The organism is Amaricoccus sp. W119, from assembly GCF_047275745.1.
Lineage (GTDB): Bacteria > Pseudomonadota > Alphaproteobacteria > Rhodobacterales > Rhodobacteraceae > Amaricoccus.
The window spans coordinates 214,059-232,186 of record NZ_JBKQWU010000001.1; the positions used below are offsets into that span (position 1 = coordinate 214,059).

Below are 18,128 nucleotides of genomic sequence, written 5' to 3' on the forward strand. Positions count from 1 at the left end.
GAATAGCACCGCTCGCCACCGCGATTCCTTGATCGAGCGCAAGACCGCCGATCCGGCGCGAGAATTTCAGGCGTCATCCGCGGGTTCCGGCGGCCGAACAGGCGAAAACCGCCGGAGCGGATGCTCCGGCGGTCCATGCTCATCTCACACGAGGTGATCGCACGCGGCCCGGTTCCGGGTCCGCCTGGCCGGATCAGGCCTCGGCGGCTTCCGGCTTCGCCTCGATGGTGTTCTTCGTGGCAATCTCGATCCGGCGCGGCTTCAGCGCCTCGGGCACTTCACGCACGAGGTCGATGTGGAGCAGGCCGTTCTCGGTCACCGCGTCCTTGGCCCGCACGTGATCGGCGAGCTGGAAGCGCCGTTCGAAGGCGCGGGTCGCGATGCCGCGATGCAGGTAGTTCCGCTTGGTTTCGCCCTCGGCCTCGGCCTTGCGGCCGGTCACGACCAGCTGGCCCTCACGCGCCTCGACATTGAGTTCGCCGTCCGCGAAACCCGCGACCGCGATGGTGATGCGGTAGGCGTTCTCGCCGGTCTTCTCGATGTTGTAGGGCGGATAGCTCGCCTGGCCCTCGGCCAGGGAAACCTGCTCGAGAATATTGGCGAGACGGTCGAAGCCAACGGTCGAGCGATAGAGCGGGGAAAGATCAAAGTGACGCATGATGCATCCTCCATTGGAAGCGATACAAATAAGCTCGGGTCCTCGCTGCCGGACGGACCCTCCAGTTCTATCCAGCCCGATGACCGGCGCCGGATGATGGTCAGTTGGGAGATCAGCGCCGCCGTTTCAACCCCGGCCGGCGCGAAGGTTTCGCTAATCCTTCGCGCGCCGCCGCCGGTCCCGCTCCGCGTCCTGCTCGGCCACGCTCATGACCGGCCGGGCCGACAGCGCGGCGCGGAGCGCGGCGATCCGGGGTGGGGCGACGACGGTCAGCGCGACGTCGCTTCCCCGCGTGTCGCGCGCCATCGCCGAGACCACGGCGACCACCCGGCGGGCACCGGGCCGGCCTGCGAGGACCGGCGCGCCGGAGACACCGGCATTGACCCCGCAGGCCAGCATCGCGACCCCGGCCCCCGTCACCCCGCGCGGCGCGCAGGGCCCCGCGATCGAGGGCGCATAGGCCCGGTCGCGCGCGTAGGAAACGATGATCCCGCCACTCTCGCCGCCCGAGGCCGCGACCGGCAGCGGGCCGGCCGCCGAGCGCGGGATCGGTCGGTCGAGTTCGAGGAGCGCCATGTCGCGCGACACATCGCCGAGATTGGCGGCGGCGGTGAAATCGAACCCCGGCAAGGTCGCCATCCGCACCACCCGTCGCGCCGCGGCGTATTCGTCCCGGTACTGCCCCGCGACGAAGGTGAGCCCGTGAAGCCGCACGAGCCGCTTGGTGATCGGGCTGTAGAGACAATGCGCCGCCGTCAGCACGTGGCTCGCATCGATCAGCGTCGCGGTACAGAAGCGCGAGCCGTAGACATTGAGCCGTCCCACGCCCCTGAACTCGCCCGCTTCGGGAGCCGAAAGCAGGCGCCGCTCCGTCTGTGCCCGCGCGCCCTGGCCGTCCGGAAGGATGGCTGCGAGCAGGACGGCGAGAAGCAGTCCGATCCAGCGCCGGGACGGATGTCTCACACCCGCCCCTCGAGCGTGCGCGGCTTCGGCCCGCCGGTCGCCCAGTCGAGCAGTTCGGCGGTATGTGCGACCGGCACGTCGATCCCGGCCCCGATCTGTGTCAGGCAGCCGATATTGCCCGCCGCGATCACCTGTGGCGCCAGTTCCCGCAGCGTTTCCACCTTGCGGTCCCTGAGCTTGCCCGAGATCTCCGGCTGGGTGAGGTTGTAGGTCCCGGCCGAGCCGCAGCAGAGATGGCTGTCGCGCGGCTCCACCACCTCGAATCCCGCCTGGCGCAGCAGCGTCTTCGGCGCGTCCCGCACCCGCTGCCCGTGTTGCAGCGAACAGGCGGCGTGGTAGGCGACGCGGAGCCCGGTGCCCTTCGGCTCGCGCAGGCCGAGCTCCGCCATGACCTCGCTCAGATCCTTCGCCCGCGCCGCGACCTCGCGGGCCTCCGCCGCCTCCGGCTCACGCGCGAAGAGATGGCCGTAGTCCTTGATCACGGTGCCGCAGCCGCTCGTGTTGATGACGATCGCATCGAGGCCCGCCCCCCGGATCTCCCGCGTCCAGGCCGCGACATTGGCCCGCGCCGAACCCCGCGCCGCTTCCTCGCGCCCCATGTGATGGGTGAGCGCGCCGCAGCAGCCCATGCCCTCGGCGATCACCACTTCGGCGCCATGCCGCGTCAGGAGCCGGATCGTCGCCGCGTTGATGCCGGGATCGAGCACCCTTTGCGCGCAGCCGGTCAGGAGCGCGACCCGCATCCGCCGTTCGCCCTCCGCCGGAAAGACCTGGGGCCCGTCGTCACCCTTCGGCGGCACCCGCGCCGGGGCGAGGTCGAGCATCGCGCGCAACCGCTCCGGCATCACGCCCTTGAAGGGCCGCCCGAGCCTCGCGAGCATGAGCATCCCGCGGAACCGCTCGGGATAGGGCAGCACCCGCGCCAGCATCTCGCGGACCGCCCGCTCCGCGAAAGGCCGTTTGTACGTCCGCTCGATATGGATGCGCGCATGATCGACGAGATGCATGTAATCGACGCCCGAGGGGCAGGTCGTCATGCAGGAGAGGCAGGAGAGGCAGCGGTCGATATGCTTGACGGTCTTCTCGTCGGCGGGCCGGCCGGCCTCCAGCATGTCCTTGATGAGATAGATCCGGCCCCGGGGTGAATCGAGCTCGTCGCCCAGAACCTGATAGGTCGGGCAGGTCGCGGTGCAGAAGCCGCAATGCACGCAGGTCCGCAGGATCTTGTTCGATTCCGCGATCTCCGGATCGGCGAGTTGTTCTTCAGTGAAACTGGTACGCATCTCAGGCCATCGCCACGGTCGCGGCCGCCTGGGTCGGGGCCATCCGACCCCGGTTCAGCACGCCCTTGGGATCGAACTTCGCCCGGAGCGCGGCGGAGAGCGCCGCGACGGGCGCGGGTTCCGGATGGAACACGCCGAACCGCGCCTTCGCCGTCTCCGGCCCCTTGATCAGCGTCGCATGTCCCGGCACCCCTTCCATGGCGGCGCGGATGTCCACCGCCGCGTCGGCGCGCAGGCTCAGGAGCCCGCCGGCCCAGTCGCAGATCACCACCTCCGCCCCCACCGCTTCGAGTGTCGCGCCGAGCCCCGGCCCGTCGGACGGTTTGACCGAGATGCGCCAGACCGCGCCCGGCGATCCGGCGAGCGGAGCCAGGTCGCGCAGCCCCGCCCAGTCTCCCGGCCCCTCGACCACCCGCGCCGTGCCGAATTCGGCCAGAGCCCCGGTCAGGGCGGCGGTCCGGTGCGCGACCGCCCCGTCGAACCCCTCGACGCGCAGCAGCGTCACGGGTCCACCGCCCAGCGCGGAGGGTACATGCGCCGCCCCTGTCACCTCATAGGGAGTCGCCACCGCCGCCCGCATCGCCCGGCCCGCCGCTTCCGGCGAGAGACCGTCGAGGACCAGCGTCGCGGTGCGGTGCGCGACCGGCAGCACCTTGAACGCCACCTCGGTCAGCACGCCGAGTGTCCCATGCGATCCGGCGAGCAGTTTCGCCAGATCGAGCCCGGTCACGTTCTTCATCACCCGGCCGCCGTTACGCACCACCGTCCCGCCGCCATCGACGAAGCGGACCCCGATCAGGCTGTCGCGGCAGGCGCCGGCCTGAAACCGTCGCGGGCCCGAGGCATTGACCGCGACCATGCCGCCCAGCGTCGGAATGCCGTTGGCGCCGGTGAGCGCGCGTCCGTCCCAGGGCTCGAAAGGCAGCCGCTGGCCCTCGGCGGCCAGCGCCGCCTCGACCTCCGCGACCGGCGTCCCAGCCCGCGCGACCAGCGTCAGCGCACCCGGCTCGTAGAGCGTGATCCCGGTAAGCCCGCCCAGCACGAGCGGCGCCCCCTCGACCGCGTGGCCCAGCCCGCGCGTGCCGCCCCCGAGGATCTCCAGCGGCTCGCCCCGGGCGGCGGCGCCCCGCACCGCCTCGGCGACATCGGCTTCGTCCCTGGGTTCCATGCTCACGCCGCCCGCCGCCCCTCGCTCGCGGCGAGCGGGAAGACCTTCGCGGGGTTGAGCAGCCAGCGCGGATCGAACACGTCCTTCACCCGAAGCTGCGCCTCCAGGTCGTCGCGGGTGAACTGCACATCCATCAGGTCGCGCTTCTCGACGCCGACGCCATGCTCCCCGGTGAGGCAGCCGCCGACCTCGACGCAGAGGCGCAGGATATCGGCGCCGAGATCCTCCGCCTTTTCAAGATCGCCGGGCTTGTTCGCATCATAGAGGATCAGCGGATGCATGTTGCCGTCGCCGGCGTGAAAGACATTGGCGACGCCGAGCCCGTAGCTCTCGGTCAGCTCGCCGATGCGCCGCAGCACGTAGGGCAGCTCGCCCACCGGGATCGTCCCGTCGAGGCAGATGTAATCCGCGATCTGCCCCATCGCGCCGAAGGCCGACTTGCGCCCCTTCCAGATCAGCGCCGATTCCTCGGCGGAGCGGCTCTCGCGTATGACCTCCGGCGCGTGCCGTTCGGCGACGGCGAGGATCTTCCCGAGCTGCTCGGCGATCTCGGTCTCGGAACCCTCGACCTCGACGATCAGCAGCGCCTCGACATCCGGGTACCCCGCCCCGGCGAATTCCTCGCAGGCACGGATGCAGGGCCTGTCCATGAACTCGATCGCGACCGGCAGCACGCCCGCGCGGATGATATCGGCGACACAGGCCCCCGCGACCTCGTTGGAGCCGAAACCCATCAGCACCGGCCGCGCCCCCTCGGGCTTGCGCAGGATGCGAAGCGTCGCCTCGGTCACGATGCCGAGCTGCCCCTCCGAGCCGCAGATGACGCCGAGCAGGTCGAGGCCGGCCGCGTCGAGATGCGCGCCGCCGATCTCGATGACGGTGCCGTCCATCAGGACCATGGTGAGCCCCAGCAGGTTGTTCGTCGTCACGCCATATTTCAGGCAATGCGCCCCGCCCGAGTTCATGCCGATATTGCCGGCGATGGCGCAGGCGAGCTGGCTCGACGGATCGGGGGCGTAGAAGAAATCCTGCCCCTCGACCGCGCCGGTGACCGAGAGATTGGTCCGGCCCGCCTCGACGCGGATGAAACGGTTCGCGGTGTCGATCTCGAGCACGCGGTTCATCCGGCCGACGCCGAGTACGACGCAATCCTCGGTCGGGAGCGACCCGCCCGCGAGACTCGTGCCCGCGCCGCGCGGAACGATCTTGACGCCTTCCTCGAAACAGACCCGCGCGATCGCCGCGACCTCGGCGGTCGAACCCGGCAGCGCGACGGCGAGCGGAGGGCAGCGATAGGCGGTCAGCGCGTCGCATTCATAGACGCGAACCTCCTCGGGCGCGTCGATCACCAGCGCGTCGGGCGCCGCCTTCCTGAGCTTCGCGACGATCGCCTCCTTGCGCGCGATGACGTTTCGGTCCGGCTCCGGCATCCGCATTGGCTGACCTCCCCTTCGCGGCCTCGTCGCGGCCCTTTCGTAAAGAGATAGGCCGCTCGCCCAACGAAGCCAAGCATGGCGTCAGCCTCCGGGCCCGAGTCGGCGCCGCGATCGGGTCGCCCGCGTCGAGCACCGCGCAACCCGCCTTCGTACCGACCCGGAGGTCGTAGTGCAAAGATGTGGGTCCGGATTGGCCGGATCGATCCGCCGGCCTCAGTCCTCGGGGTGGTCGCTCGCGAAGGCGATGATCGTGCCATCTGCCATGTGCGCCCGGACCCAGTGGTCCATGAAGCCATCGAAGCTTTGGCGCGGGGCCAGCGTGATCGCGCGGGCCGCGCGGAGCGTGCGCGTGACCGCGTCGGGGAGCGCGTCGCAGCCTGCCTGACCCGCGAACATATGGATGCTCCCGTCCGCTCCCCGGCGAAGCAAGCTCAGCGCCTCGTTCGGCGTGAGACGCGAGAAGCCGGGCGCGGGATCGTCGTCGTGGTCGCGGGTCCCGCCCCGGGCGATGACATAGCGCGAACGGATGTCCTCGACGCGCAGGTCGGTCTCGCTCTCGGTCTCGCCCGCCAGCGCCTTGGCCCGGGCCTCGTCATCATCGGCGGCGCGCACCGAGAGGAGCAGGCGCACCTCCCGCAGTTCGGTGACCTCGATCTCGTAGTCGCGGTCGCGGCCCGATCCGTCCATCGCGGGCCCTACGGGCGGACGGGCGCGGTGGCGCGGGCGCGGCTGGTTCTGGTGGTCATGATGCTGGCTCCAATGTGTTGATGCGGGCGTGACGTGGCCCCTAGGCGCCCGGTACGCGGCGGGCCGGGCGTCGCGGGCGTGCCGTCCTCAGGAACCAGCCTGATGGATTGCCACCTCAGTTGCCGATGAACGCGCCGATGATGCATCTCTCACAACTAAAAGATGAATCATGAGTCTTGCAAGTGCCGTTATGCGCGCATGACACCAGTCTCCGCGCGAAGCGCGCGCAGAGTTGAGACGGCGCCACGACCGCGAGGAGGACCGTCGCGCGATGCCGGCGGGAATGCCGCGGGATCGGCCAGCCGGGTCCCGAGCGCTTCCAGGACATCACCGGGGGCGCGCCGGGGCGCCGACGGCCACCCACGTTCGACGCGATGCGCGCACGCGGGCGCGGTTCGCGCGAAGGTCCGCTGCTTCAGATCCTCGCGAGGAAGGCGTCGACGATCGCGCCCGCGTCACCGGTCTGGCCTGCGGGATCGAGCGTTGGCCGCCAGTCGATCCCCTCCGCCGCCGGAAGCGCCTCGGCGAGCGTGCCGCCCTGGTCGCGGACCCGCTTCACCGCTTGCTTCACCAGCGCCGCCGCCTCGGGGCGCGGCATCCGCTCGGCGAGCGCGAAGGTCGCCGCCTCGGCCATCATGAGCCCGCCATCGGCCATCAGCGCCTTCGCCATCCGCTCGGGATTGGCACGGAGGCTGCCGGCGAGACCGGTCGCGGTCCGGAGACCAGCGCCCGCCGCCGCCGCGAGGGCGGGCAGCACGAACCACTCGACCGGCCAGGCAGCGCCGTCGCGCTCCTGCGCGCCGAGCATCGCGGCGTAGAGGCCGCCGACCTGGGTGCCGCTCACCCGCGCCAGCGTCACCAGCGCCTCGGCTGAGACCGGATTCGACTTCTGCGGCATCGTCGAAGAGCCGCCGCCGGTACCCGCCTGAACCTCGCCGACTTCGGACTGGCCGAGCAGGATCAGGTCGGTGCCGATCTTGCCGAGCGAACCGGAGACGAGCGCGAGCCAGCCGCCGAACTCGGCCATCCCCGAGCGGTCGGCGTGCCAGGGAACCTCGGCCGGTTCCAGCCCGAGTTCGCCCGCCAGCGCGCGCATGACCTCCGGCCCCTTCCCCGCCAGGGCGGCGTTGGTCCCCGAGGCCCCGGCGAGCGAGACGCGCAGCAGCCGAGGGCGGAGCGCGGCGAGACGTTCGCGATGCGTGACGAGCGGCGCGGCCCAGACCGCGATCTTGGCGCCGAGCGTCGTCGGCGTCGCGATCTGGTTGCGGGTGCGCGCGGCCATTACCGTGTCGCGGTGGAGCTTCGCCTGCTCCGCGAAGGCGGCGACGAGGCTCGCGAGCCGGGCGTCGAGCAGGTCGCAGAGATCCCGGAGCCGGAGCACGAGCCCGGTATCCACGATATCCTGGCTGGTCGCGCCCCAGTGAAGCCAGGCACCGTGCTCCTTCGGGAGCGCCGCGCGGAAGCCCGCGACGAGGGCGGGGACCGGAACCCCCGCCTCCGCCACGCCGAGGCCGATCGCCGCCGGATCGAGCTTCGCCGCCCCCGCGGCCCCGGCGATCGCCGCGGCGCTTTCGCTCGGAATGATCCCGAGCGCGCCCTCGACCTTCGCCAGCGCACCCTCGACGCGGAGCATGGCGGCGATCGCCGCCTCGGTGCCGAAGAGCGCCGCGACCTCGGCGTCGCCATAGAGCGGCGCCGTCAGCGGATCGTCGAAGGGGGAGAACATCAGGCCGCCTTGAGCCCGAGGATCTCCCGCGCCTGCTGGTACGTCGCGACCGGGCGCTCGTATTTCTCGCAAAGCTCGACCACGCGGCGAACCAGCGCCGCGTTCGAGGGCGCGAGGGTGGACTTGTCGAGCCTGAGGTTGTCCTCGAGCCCGGTCCGCGCATGGCCGCCGGAGGAGACGCACCATTCGTTCAAGACGATCTGGTTCGGCCCGATTCCGGCGCCGCACCATTCGGACTCCGGCGAAAGCCGCCTCAGCGTCTCGATGTAGAAGTCGAACACCTCGCGATCGACCGGCATCGCATTCTTCACGCCCATCACGAACTGCACATAGGCCGGTGCCTTCAAGCGCCCGTCCTTCTGCATCGCGATCGCCTGGAAGATATGGCTCAGGTCGAAGGCCTCGATCTCCGGCTTCACGTCGTAGGTCAGCATCTCCGAGGCGAGCCAGTCCACCAGATCCGGGCTGTTCTCGTAGACCCGGGTCGGGAAGTTGTTCGAACCGACCGAGAGCGAGGCCATGTCGGGGGCGAGCGAGAGCATTCCGCCCCGTTCCCGCCCGGCGCCGGAACGGCCGCCGGTCGAAAGCTGCACAATCATTCCGGGGCAGTGCTCGCGGAGCCCTTCCAGCAGCCGCCCGAACTTCTCCGGGTCGGAGGTGGAGCTCTGGTCGTCGTTGCGCACATGGCAATGCGCGATGGACGCTCCCGCCTCGAAAGCTTCCTGCGTGCTCTCGATCTGTTCGGCGACCGTGATCGGAACGGCGGGGTTGTTCTCCTTGCGCGGCAGGCTGCCTGTGATCGCGACGCAGATGACGCAGGGTTTGTTCTCAGACATCGAGGAACACCGTTTCATTTTCGCCCTGAAGGCGGATATCGAAGCGATAGACGACCTTGCCGTCACGGTCCTCGCGCGTGGCGATGAGCGTGTTCCGGCGGTTCACCTGTTCGATCAGGTTCAGGACCGGGTCCTTGGCATTGGCGTCGGTTTCGTCGCCGAAGTACATCCGGGTGTTGAGCCCGATGTTGATGCCGCGGGCGACGATCCAGAGGTTCAGGTGCGGCGCCATCGGCCGGGCGTTGCGGCCCGGGACGATGCCCGGCTTCACGGTCTCGAAGCTGAAGAGCCCGGTGTCGAAATTCGAGATGATCCGGCCCCAGCCGCGGAAGCCTTCCTCGACCTCGGAGGACCGGCGGTCGGCGGGATGGGCGTAGATGCCGGCGGAATTCGCCTGCCAGACCTCGATCAGCACGTCCTTCAGGGGCGCGCCCGCGCCATCGGTGACGATGCCCTCGACGGTGATCCGCTCGCCCTCCGCGTTCGGACCCGCGATGTCGGTGCCGAGCTCCGTCTCGAAGATCTCGAAACCCGCCGCTCCGGGTGCCAGACCGATATGGACATAGGGGCCCGCCGTCTGCGACGCGGATTCGTGGAGGTAGTTCAATGGCTGCGGCATGGCTCAGTTCCCCTCCAGACGGTTCTCGAAAAGCGTGGACCGGCTGCCGCGCAGCACGATGTCGAACTTGTAGGCGAGGCAATCGAGCGGCACGGCGGCGTTGAGATCGAGCGGCGCGATCAGCCGGTCGATGGCATCGGCGTCGGGGATGGTCGCCACGATCGGGCAGGAACGGATCAGCGGGTCGCCCTCGAAATACATCTGGGTGATGAGCCGCTGGGCGAAGCCGGAGCCGAAGACCGAGAAGTGGATATGCGCGGGGCGCCAGTTGTTGACCCAGTTCCGCCAGGGATAGGCGCCCGGCCTGATGGTGCGGAAATGGTAGTAGCCGTTCTCGTCGGTCAGGGCCCGGCCGCAGCCGCCGAAATTCGGGTCGATCGGCGCGAGATAGGTGTCCTTCTTGTGCCGGTAGCGGCCGCCGGCGTTCGCCTGCCAGAATTCGACCAGCGTGTTCGGCACCGGCCGCCCGCCCTCGTCCAGCACCCGGCCGTGGACGATGATCCGTTCGCCGATCGGTTCACCGTCCTTGGCGTAGTTCAGGATCAGGTCGTTATCCAGCGGGCCGAGGTCGGAATGGCCGAAGGTCGGGCCGGTGATCTCCGAGAGCGAATTCTGCAGCGAGAGCAGCGCGAGGCGCGGCGAGCGCCCGACGCTGGTCTTGTAGTTCGGCGTGTAGGCCGCCGGCTGCAGGGTGCGGTCGCGCTGGAAGAATTCGGCTGGCCCCGATCTCGCGTTCGAGCCGGGCTTGCCCGTCTGGGTCATGGTTCCACTCCCATTTCCTTGTAGGTGTCCTTGACGATCTTGAAGGCATGGTTCGCAGCCGGGACGCCGGCATAGACCGCGACATGCATCAGCGCCTCGCGGATATCGTCCGGGGTCGCGCCAGTATTGGCGGTGGCGCGGATATGCATCGCCACCTCGTCATGATGGCCGAGCGCGGCGAGAAGCGCGATCGTCACCATCGAGCGCTCGCGCCTGGTCCATTCGCCGCGCGACCAGACCGTGCCCCAGGCCCCCTCGGTGATCATTTCCTGGAACGGCGCGTCGAAGGCGGTCTTGTTCGCCTCCGCCCGATCGACATGCGCGTCGCCGAGCACGCTCCGGCGCGTCTTCATCCCGGTGTCGTAACGTTCAGACAAGTCCGATCTCCTTCGCGAAATCCCCAACCAGCCGGGCATAGGTTTCCGGCGCCTCGACGCAGGGGATGTGTCCCGCGCCCCGGATGAGTTCGAACCGGGCGCCGTCGATGCTCTCGGCCATCTCGCGGACCAGATCGGGCGGCGTCGAGCCATCCTCCGATCCGGCGATGACCAGCGCCGGCAGCCTGAGCCCGGCGGTCGAGTCGCGCAGATCCGTCTCGGCGAGCGCCGCGCAGCAGGCGGCGTAGCCATCGGCGGGGGTGCGGGTCAGCATGTGGCGCCAGCCGGCGAGATCGACGGCGCGCTCGCTCCGGAAGCTCTTCGAGAACCAGCGCTCCAGGATCGGGTCGGCGAGCGCGGCGATGCCCTTCGCGCGTACCGTCGCGATCCGCTCCTGCCACATCTCGCCGGTGCCGATCTTCGGCGCCGTGTTCGAGAGCACCACGCCGCGCAGGAGATCGGGGCGTTCCGCCGCCAGCCCCTGCGCGATCACGCCGCCGATCGAGAGGCCGACGAAAAGCGCGTCCCGGATGCCGAGGTGATCGAGCAGCGCGGCCGCGTCCTGGACCAGATCGCCCATGTAATAGTCGCCATCCGGCGCGTCGGACAGCCCGTGGCCGCGCTTGTCATAGCGGATGACGCGGATGCCCTCGGGCAGAAGCGGCGTGATCGGGTCCCAGACCCGGAGGTCGGTGCCGAGCGAATTGGCGAAAACGATGACAGGGCCATCCTTCGCCCCCTCGTCCGCGTAGTGAACGTTCAGCCCGTTGATCTGAGCCATTTTCATTGTCGGTTCCCCCTTGCGGCGAACCATCACATTTTGCGTTGGTTATGTAAAATGATAAGAAAGGTCTCGCTTATAACCCATAGGGTATGAATGCGCGACATCAGCTACCGTCACGTCCGGTGTTTCATCGAGATCGCGCGGCTTCAGAGCGTGAGCCAGGCGGCGGATGCGCTGGCGATCTCGCAACCCGCGGTCTCGAAGACGCTGCGCGAGCTCGAGGAGCGGCTCGGGGCACGGCTTTTCGAACGCGTCGGGCGCCGATTGCGGCTGACACAGGAGGGCGCGCTGTTCCAGACCCACGCGGGGCTCTCGCTGCTCGAACTGCGCCGCGGAGTCCAGGCGCTCCAGGCGGGCGAGAAGCTCAGCGAACGGATCGAGATCGGCGTGCTGCCGACGGTGGCGACCGATCTGATGCCGCGCGCCACCCTGACCTTCGCCGAGCGGATGCCGGGGGTCACGCTGACCATAACCACCGGGCCCAACTGGCTTCTGCTCGCGCAACTGCGCGACGGCGCGGTCGATCTCGTGGTCGGGCGGCTCGCCGCGCCGGCGTCGATGGGCGGGTTGGTCTTCGAGCAGCTCTACAGCGAATCGGTGATCGCGATCGTGCGCGCGGGCCATCCGCTCGTCACCGAGCCGGCGCGCCCGCTCGCGGAGTTCCCGCTGATCCTGCCGCCGGCGGGGGCGATCATCCGGCCGGTCGTCGAGCAGTATTTCCTCAGCATCGGACAGGAGATGCCGCGCGCCTTCGCCGAGACCGTCGCCCACGCCATCGGGCGCGGACTGCTCCTGCGCTCCGACGCGGTCTGGTTCATCTCCAGGGGCGTGGCGACCGATGATCTCGCGGCGGGAACGCTGGTGGAACTCGACCTGCCGGGCCTGCCGATCCCCGGCCCCGTCGGTCTCACGCAGCGCGCGGGCGGCACGCCGACGCCGGTCCTCGTCGAGGTGATGCGCGCGATCCGCGACAGCGTCGCGGTCTGAGCCTACTCGTCCAGCGCGGCCTGGGCGTCGGCACGGCTCTTGCCGGTGACCTGCTGGGCGAGGGCCGCGGCCATGAACGGGTCGAGCTTGCCGTCGAGCACGCCCTGGCTGTCCGATGTCTCCACATTGGTGCGGAGATCCTTCACCATCTGATAGGGCTGCAGCACGTAGGAGCGGATCTGGTTGCCCCAGCCCGCGTCGCCCTTGGCCTCGTGCTGGGCGGTGATCGCCTCGTTCCGGCGCCGAAGCTCCATCTCGTAGAGCCTTGATTTCAGAGCCGCCATCGCATTGGCGCGGTTCTGGTGCTGCGACTTCTCCGAAGAGGTCACCACGATGCCCGTGGGGATATGGGTGATGCGGACCGCCGAGTCGGTCGTGTTCACATGCTGCCCGCCGGCGCCCGAGGAGCGGTAGGTGTCGATCCTGATGTCGTTCGTGGCGACCTCGATCTCGATGTTCTCGTCCACCACCGGATAGACCCAGACCGAGGAGAAGCTCGTGTGCCGCCGCGCCGCCGAGTCATAGGGCGAGATCCGCACGAGCCGGTGCACCCCGCTCTCGGACTTGAGCCAGCCATAGGCGTTCTGGCCCTTGATCTGATAGGTGACGGAGCGGATGCCGGCCTCTTCGCCCGGGCTCTCCGACATCATCTCGACCTTGTAGCCATGCGCCTCGGCCCACCGGACATACATCCGCGCCAGCATCGACGCCCAGTCGCAGCTCTCCGTGCCCCCGGCCCCGGCGTTGATCTCGAGGAAGGTGTCGTTGCCATCCGCCTCGCCGTCGAGCAGCGCCTCGATCTCCTTCTGCGCCGCCGCCTCGCGCAGCGTCTTGAGCGCGGCCTCGGCCTCGGCGACCACCTCGTCGTCGCCCTCCGCCTCGCCAAGCTCGATCAGCTCGCGCTGGTCGTCGAGCTCCTGGGCCAGCGCCGTGTAGCCGTCGATTGCGTCGGCGAGCACCTGCCGGTCGCGCATCAGCTTCTGCGCCTTGGCCGGATCGTTCCAGAGCTCCGGGTCCTCCGACATCGCATTCAGCTCCTCGAGCCGATGCGGCGCCGTCTCCCAGTTCAGCCGCTGACGCAGGAGCGCGAGCGACTTCTCGATCTCGGTGACGACATGTTCGGTCTCGGCGCGCATGACTGCAAAGCTCCCCTCCGGCGGTTGCGTGTTCTATCCGCGCGCGGGGTTGGGGTAAAGGGGTGGGGGGGGTGAGAGCGAGGCGGTCAACCTTGATTAACTACTTGAACTACTATTTTCTTGACAGCACCGCCGCAGTAGTGATAGGGTTCGCCCTATCCGAACGAGGAGCAGAACCATGCAAATGCGGACGATCGAAATCGACTTCGACATTCACCAGATGATCGAACTCGAAAGAAAGAATTTTGATGAACCCGAAAATTCAGCACTCCGAAGATTGCTGAAGCTTCCGAATGCAAAGTCCGAACCCCCCAAGTCTGTCGCGGCGTCGGAACTGAGTAGTGCAAACCGCTCGTGGTCCCGAAGCGGAGTGGAGTTGCCGCATGGGACCGAGGTGAAAATGGAATACAATGGACAAGCGTTTCAAGGAGTTATTGAAGATGGCGCATGGCTTGTTGACGGACTCAAAACAAGAAGCCCGTCGGACGCAGCGGGAAGTGCCGCAAGGACAAAAAATGGTGGTCGTCCGAGCCTGAACGGCTGGATCTACTGGGAAGTGAAGCGGCCGGGCGACTCACGCTGGCGCAAGCTCAAGAGTCTTAAACCTCGTTGAAGGATGTCGCCGTCTGCTACCAATCGCGCCTACTAGCGCCAGATTCCGTTCCGAACGAGGGCGCTCCTAATAGAGCCCCCCGCTCGACATCGAGCCCATCGACGGGTTGCTCGGCAGCGCGCGTTCCTGGCCGCGGACCTGCACGCGCTCGATCTGCGACTGCGCCGCGCCGTCGTAGAGCGGCACGTCCGCGCTCATCCGCCAGCCGCCGTCGACCAGATCGCCATAGCCGCCGACGACGGTCTGCTGGCCGTCGCGGATGTACTCAGCCTGCACCATGTCGCCGCTCGCATTATCCGCGAGCCGCTGGCCGCTGCGCCGGTCGATCTTGATGAAATAGCCGCCCTCCGGCACGTCCCATTTGACCGGCCCCTGCCCTTCCATCGCGACCTTCATGAATTCGACGAAGATCGGCGCGCAGAGAGTGCCGCCATAGGCGCTCGGTCCGAGCGGGCGCGGCGTGTCATAGCCCATGAAGCAGCCGGCGACGAGGCGCGGGGAGTAGCCGATGAACCAGACGTCCTTGGCCTCGTTGGTGGTTCCGGTCTTGCCGGCGAGGTTCAGCCCCATCTTTCCGACCGTCGCCGCCGAGGTGCCGCGCGCCGCCGCGCCCTGGAGCATCGAGTTGATCTGGTAATCGGTGATCGGGTCGAGCAGCCGCTGCGCGTCGGTACGGATGACGGGCTGCGTCGCCGGGGTCACGCCGGGACCCTGGCAATCCTCGCAAGCGCGCTGGTCATGGCGGTAGATCGTGTCGCCGTAGCGGTCCTGTACCCGGTCCACCAGCGTCGGCTCGACCTTCAGCCCACCGTTCGCAAGTTCGGCATAGGCGGTCACCATCTTGTAGAGCGTCGTCTCGCCCGCGCCGAGCGAATAGCTCAGGAGTTCCGGCATGTTCTCGTAGATGCCGAAGTCATGCGCGTATTCGGCGACCGTGTGCATGCCGACCTGCTGCGCCATGCGAACGGTCATCAGGTTGCGCGACTGTTCGAGGCCGGTTCGCATCGGCGTCGGGCCATAGTAGCGGTTGCTCGAATTTTCGGGCTTCCAGAGCCCTTCCGGTGTCGCCACCTCGATCGGCGCGTCGAGCACGATCGTCGCCGGGCTGTAGCCGTTGTCGAGGGCGGCCGCGTAGACGAAGGGCTTGAAGGACGAGCCCGGCTGGCGCAGCGCCTGGGTCGCGCGGTTGAAGACGCTCGACTGGTAGGAGAACCCGCCCTGCATCGCGAGGACGCGGCCCGTCTGGGTGTCCATCGCCATGAAGCCGCCCTGGATCTCGGGGATCTGGCGGTATGACCAGCGCGTGCCGGAGTCGGTGGTGACCTGCCGTACCAGAACGACATCGCCGACGGCGAGGATGTCGGAGATGCCGGATGGCTCGCGCAGCCGGCCGTTGTCGCTCCGGACCCGCGCCCAGCTCACATCGGAGAACGGCAGGAAGTTGCCGTCCTCGCCCTCCTCGACGCCTTCGATGCCGATCCGCGCCGAGCGATCGCCGACTTCGAGCACGACCGCCGGGCGCCAGCCCGCGATGTCGCGCGGCACCTGCGTGGCGGAGAGCGCCGCGCGCCAGCCGGCTTCGGTCGAGAGGTCGGTCGCGGCCGGATCGATCGTGGCGAGCGGCCCGCGGTAGACCTTCAGGCCGCGGTCGTAGCTCTCCAGCCCGTCGCGCAGGGCCTGCGCCGCCGCCGACTGCAGCTCCGGATTGACGGTCGCGCGGATGCTGAGGCCCCCGGTGAAGAGCTGGTCATCGCCGAATTTCGCCGAGAGCTGGCGGCGGATCTCGTCGGTGAAGTAGTCGCGCGGCGGCATGCGGTTCCGGCCCGAGGGAATGTCGCCGCCCTGGACCGTCACCAGGTCCTGCGCCTTGGCCACATCCGCGTCCTCGCGGGTGATGTAGCCATTCTCCGCCATCTGATCGAGCACGTAGTTTCGCCGCGCGACCGCCCGGTCCTTGGCCCGAACCGGATGCAGCACGCTCGGCGCCTGCGGCAGCGCGGCGAGATAGGCCATCTCGGCGAGGCTCAGCTGGTCGAGCGGCTTGTTGAAATAGACCTCGGCCGCCGCCGTGACGCCGTAGGAGTTCTGCCCCAGAAAGATCTCGTTGAGATAAAGTTCGAGGATCTGGTCCTTCTCCAGCGTTTGTTCCAGCCGCGTGGCGAGGATGATTTCCTTGATCTTGCGCTCGCCCGAGCGGTCGCCGGTCAGAAGGAAGTTCTTCATCACCTGCTGCGTGATCGTCGAGGCGCCCCTGAGCCGCCCGCCCTGCGCCGCTTCATAGATCGCCGCCGCGATGCCGCGCGGATCGAAGCCCCGATGGTGATAGAAGTTCTTGTCCTCGGCGCTGATGAAGGCGTCCTTCACCAGATCGGGGATCTCGTAGATCGGCGTGAAGACCCGGCGTTCGCGGGCGAATTCGTCCATGACATAGCCTTCGCCGGAGTAGATCCGGCTCAGGGTCGGAGGCTCGTAATTCGCGAGCTGCTGGTAGTCGGGAAGATCGCGCCCGTAGATCACGAAGAGCGCGGCGAGGCCGACGAGGCCGACGACGGCGCCGATCGCCAGCCAGCTGAACACCAGTCCGAAGAACCTGAAGATGACACGGAGCACGATTCGAAGCCCTACGAGGATACCGGTGACCGGCGCACCTTATCCGTCCGGCCGCCTTGCGTCAAAAGACCGCCCGGGCGGAAATCCGCCCCGGGGACGGTCACTTCCGCGTCAACGGACCACCGGACTGCGCCCAGGCCACCAGTTCGGCCGCGATCGCCCGCGCCGCGCGGACGCGCCATTCGGGCGAGACGAGGTTCGCCCGATCCGCCGCGTTCGACAGGAATCCCAGTTCGAGCAGCGCCGCGGGCACGTCCGGGACGCGGAGCACCTGGAAGTTCGCCGATTGCAGCGGCGCCTGCGTTCCGCCCCCGATGACCCGCGCCAACCCGTCGGAGAGCGCGCGCGCGAGTTCGATGGAGCGCGCCTGGGCCTCGGTTCGCAAGACGCTTTCGAGCGCCGAGCCCACCGGATCGGCCGCGTCGGGGATGAACGGTCCGCCTGCGGCGTCGGCCCGGTTCTCGACCGCCGCCCGCCGGCGCGCCTCGCTGCTCGACCCGCCTTCCGACAGCGTGAAGACGATCCCGCCCCGGGCCCGCGCATCCTCGATCGCGTTGACATGCACCGAGACGAAGGCCCGCGCGCCAAGCGACCGCGCGAGGGTCGCCCGGTCGGCGAGCGGCAGGAATGTGTCGGTCTCCCGGGTCATCTCCACCCGGAAACGCCCCGTGGCAGCGAGGGCGGCGCGCAATTCCCCGGAGAAGGCCAGCACCACGTCCTTCTCGGCCACCCCGTCGCGGAACGCGCCGGGATCGATCCCACCGTGGCCCGGATCGATCACGATCAGGAGCGGCTGGCCGGTTTCCCCCGGCCCCTGCCCGCCGACCACCACGCCGGGTGGCGGGCCCGAGCGCGCAGCGAATTCCTCGGCGCCGACACGGCTCAGGGTAAGCCGGAGTTCCCCCGCACGCATCTCCGCCGTCTCGAGTGCGAAGGGCCGGGCCAGTTCGAAGACGAGCCGCGCCCAGCCGGGCGGCGCCGGCACGGCCCTGACCGCGGTCACGCCTCGCGCGAGCCTCGCTTTCCCCGGATCGAAGCCGGAGACGCCAAGCCCCTCAAGATCAACGACGATCCGCGGCGGTTCGGTCAGCGTGAAGACCCGGAACGGAACCGCCGCGGCCACGCCGATCGAGGCGTCGAGACTCCAGCCGAAGCCGAGAAGGCTCCGCTTCACGGCGACCTGGTCGGCGCGAAGCTGGCCCGGCCGCGGCAAGGGAGCGTGACCTGCGCCCGGCCAGGCCCCGTCGGATCGGGCGGTCTCGGCCATCGCCGCCCAGGGCGACGCGCCGCCCGGAGGCGCCGCGGAGGCCGGACCCGGCGCCAGGGCGAGGAAGCCCGCGCACAAGCTCGCGTAGAGTCCGGCCGCGAGCGCGCGAAAGATAAACCCCAATTCCAGCACCTTAGCCCCGCCGTCCGGGCATGG

General features: G+C 68.9%; 17 protein-coding genes. 2 read left to right on the plus strand and 15 right to left on the minus strand.

What is annotated here, in order from left to right; all coding sequences use genetic code 11:
* Positions 1-193: 193 nt before the first annotated feature.
* The 12 genes from ACLJK8_RS01025 to pcaD form a co-directional block, all read right to left on the minus strand.
* The gene (locus ACLJK8_RS01025; protein WP_413148094.1) at positions 194-658 is read right to left on the minus strand and encodes an Hsp20 family protein; all 465 of its coding nucleotides are present in this window, start codon (positions 656-658) and stop codon (positions 194-196) included.
* 153 nt (positions 659-811) lie between these two features.
* On the minus strand, positions 812-1,621 hold the full coding sequence (locus tag ACLJK8_RS01030; protein WP_413148095.1) for a trypsin-like serine peptidase: 810 nt from the start codon (positions 1,619-1,621) through the stop codon (positions 812-814).
* Positions 1,618-2,904 (minus strand): glycolate oxidase subunit GlcF, encoded by a 1,287-nt coding sequence (gene glcF, locus ACLJK8_RS01035; RefSeq protein ID WP_413148096.1) that lies wholly within the window; start codon positions 2,902-2,904, stop codon positions 1,618-1,620. The genes ACLJK8_RS01030 and glcF overlap by 4 nt, the downstream gene beginning before the upstream one ends.
* Position 2,905: 1 nt before the next feature.
* Positions 2,906-4,072 (minus strand): FAD-binding protein, encoded by a 1,167-nt coding sequence (locus tag ACLJK8_RS01040; RefSeq protein WP_413148097.1) that lies wholly within the window; start codon positions 4,070-4,072, stop codon positions 2,906-2,908.
* Positions 4,073-4,074: 2 nt separating this feature from the next.
* Positions 4,075-5,508, minus strand: coding sequence for an FAD-linked oxidase C-terminal domain-containing protein (locus tag ACLJK8_RS01045; protein WP_413148098.1), 1,434 nt, complete (start codon positions 5,506-5,508; stop codon positions 4,075-4,077).
* A 213-nt stretch (positions 5,509-5,721) separates the two neighbouring features.
* Positions 5,722-6,195 carry a hypothetical protein gene (locus ACLJK8_RS01050; RefSeq protein ID WP_413148099.1) on the minus strand — a complete coding sequence of 158 codons (474 nt, stop codon included), beginning with the start codon at positions 6,193-6,195 and terminating at the stop codon, positions 5,722-5,724.
* Positions 6,196-6,670: 475 nt separating this feature from the next.
* Complete coding sequence (locus ACLJK8_RS01055; RefSeq protein WP_413148100.1) at positions 6,671-7,981, minus strand: adenylosuccinate lyase family protein; 1,311 nt, start codon at positions 7,979-7,981, stop codon at positions 6,671-6,673.
* The gene (locus tag ACLJK8_RS01060) at positions 7,981-8,817 is read right to left on the minus strand and encodes a 3-keto-5-aminohexanoate cleavage protein (protein ID WP_413148101.1); all 837 of its coding nucleotides are present in this window, start codon (positions 8,815-8,817) and stop codon (positions 7,981-7,983) included. The genes ACLJK8_RS01055 and ACLJK8_RS01060 overlap by 1 nt, the downstream gene beginning before the upstream one ends.
* Positions 8,810-9,436 (minus strand): protocatechuate 3,4-dioxygenase subunit alpha, encoded by a 627-nt coding sequence (gene pcaG, locus ACLJK8_RS01065; protein WP_413148102.1) that lies wholly within the window; start codon positions 9,434-9,436, stop codon positions 8,810-8,812. Before pcaG ends, ACLJK8_RS01060 begins: the two co-directional genes overlap by 8 nt.
* Before the next feature lie 3 nt (positions 9,437-9,439).
* Positions 9,440-10,198, minus strand: coding sequence for a protocatechuate 3,4-dioxygenase subunit beta (gene pcaH / locus ACLJK8_RS01070; RefSeq protein WP_413148103.1), 759 nt, complete (start codon positions 10,196-10,198; stop codon positions 9,440-9,442).
* On the minus strand, positions 10,195-10,575 hold the full coding sequence (gene pcaC / locus ACLJK8_RS01075) for a 4-carboxymuconolactone decarboxylase (protein ID WP_413148104.1): 381 nt from the start codon (positions 10,573-10,575) through the stop codon (positions 10,195-10,197). Before pcaC ends, pcaH begins: the two co-directional genes overlap by 4 nt.
* Complete coding sequence (gene pcaD, locus ACLJK8_RS01080; protein ID WP_413148105.1) at positions 10,568-11,362, minus strand: 3-oxoadipate enol-lactonase; 795 nt, start codon at positions 11,360-11,362, stop codon at positions 10,568-10,570. The genes pcaC and pcaD overlap by 8 nt, the downstream gene beginning before the upstream one ends.
* Before the next feature lie 90 nt (positions 11,363-11,452).
* Between pcaD and pcaQ the strand changes: the two genes are divergently transcribed.
* Positions 11,453-12,346: a pca operon transcription factor PcaQ gene (gene pcaQ / locus ACLJK8_RS01085; protein WP_413148106.1), complete on the plus strand. Its 894-nt coding sequence runs from the start codon at positions 11,453-11,455 to the stop codon at positions 12,344-12,346.
* Positions 12,347-12,348: 2 nt separating this feature from the next.
* On the opposite strand, the gene prfB is transcribed toward pcaQ, so the two are convergent.
* On the minus strand, positions 12,349-13,482 hold the full coding sequence (prfB, locus tag ACLJK8_RS01090; RefSeq protein WP_413148107.1) for a peptide chain release factor 2: 1,134 nt from the start codon (positions 13,480-13,482) through the stop codon (positions 12,349-12,351).
* Between the two features lie 178 nt (positions 13,483-13,660).
* Between prfB and ACLJK8_RS01095 the strand changes: the two genes are divergently transcribed.
* A complete protein-coding gene (locus ACLJK8_RS01095; RefSeq protein WP_413148108.1) occupies positions 13,661-14,095 on the plus strand; it encodes a hypothetical protein in 435 nt (144 codons plus the stop codon).
* A gap of 66 nt (positions 14,096-14,161) precedes the next feature.
* On the opposite strand, the gene ACLJK8_RS01100 is transcribed toward ACLJK8_RS01095, so the two are convergent.
* Positions 14,162-16,705 carry a penicillin-binding protein 1A gene (locus ACLJK8_RS01100; protein ID WP_413148109.1) on the minus strand — a complete coding sequence of 848 codons (2,544 nt, stop codon included), beginning with the start codon at positions 16,703-16,705 and terminating at the stop codon, positions 14,162-14,164.
* A gap of 100 nt (positions 16,706-16,805) precedes the next feature.
* Positions 16,806-18,095 carry an N-acetylmuramoyl-L-alanine amidase gene (locus ACLJK8_RS01105; protein ID WP_413148110.1) on the minus strand — a complete coding sequence of 430 codons (1,290 nt, stop codon included), beginning with the start codon at positions 18,093-18,095 and terminating at the stop codon, positions 16,806-16,808.
* Between the last annotated feature and the right edge of the window lie 33 nt (positions 18,096-18,128).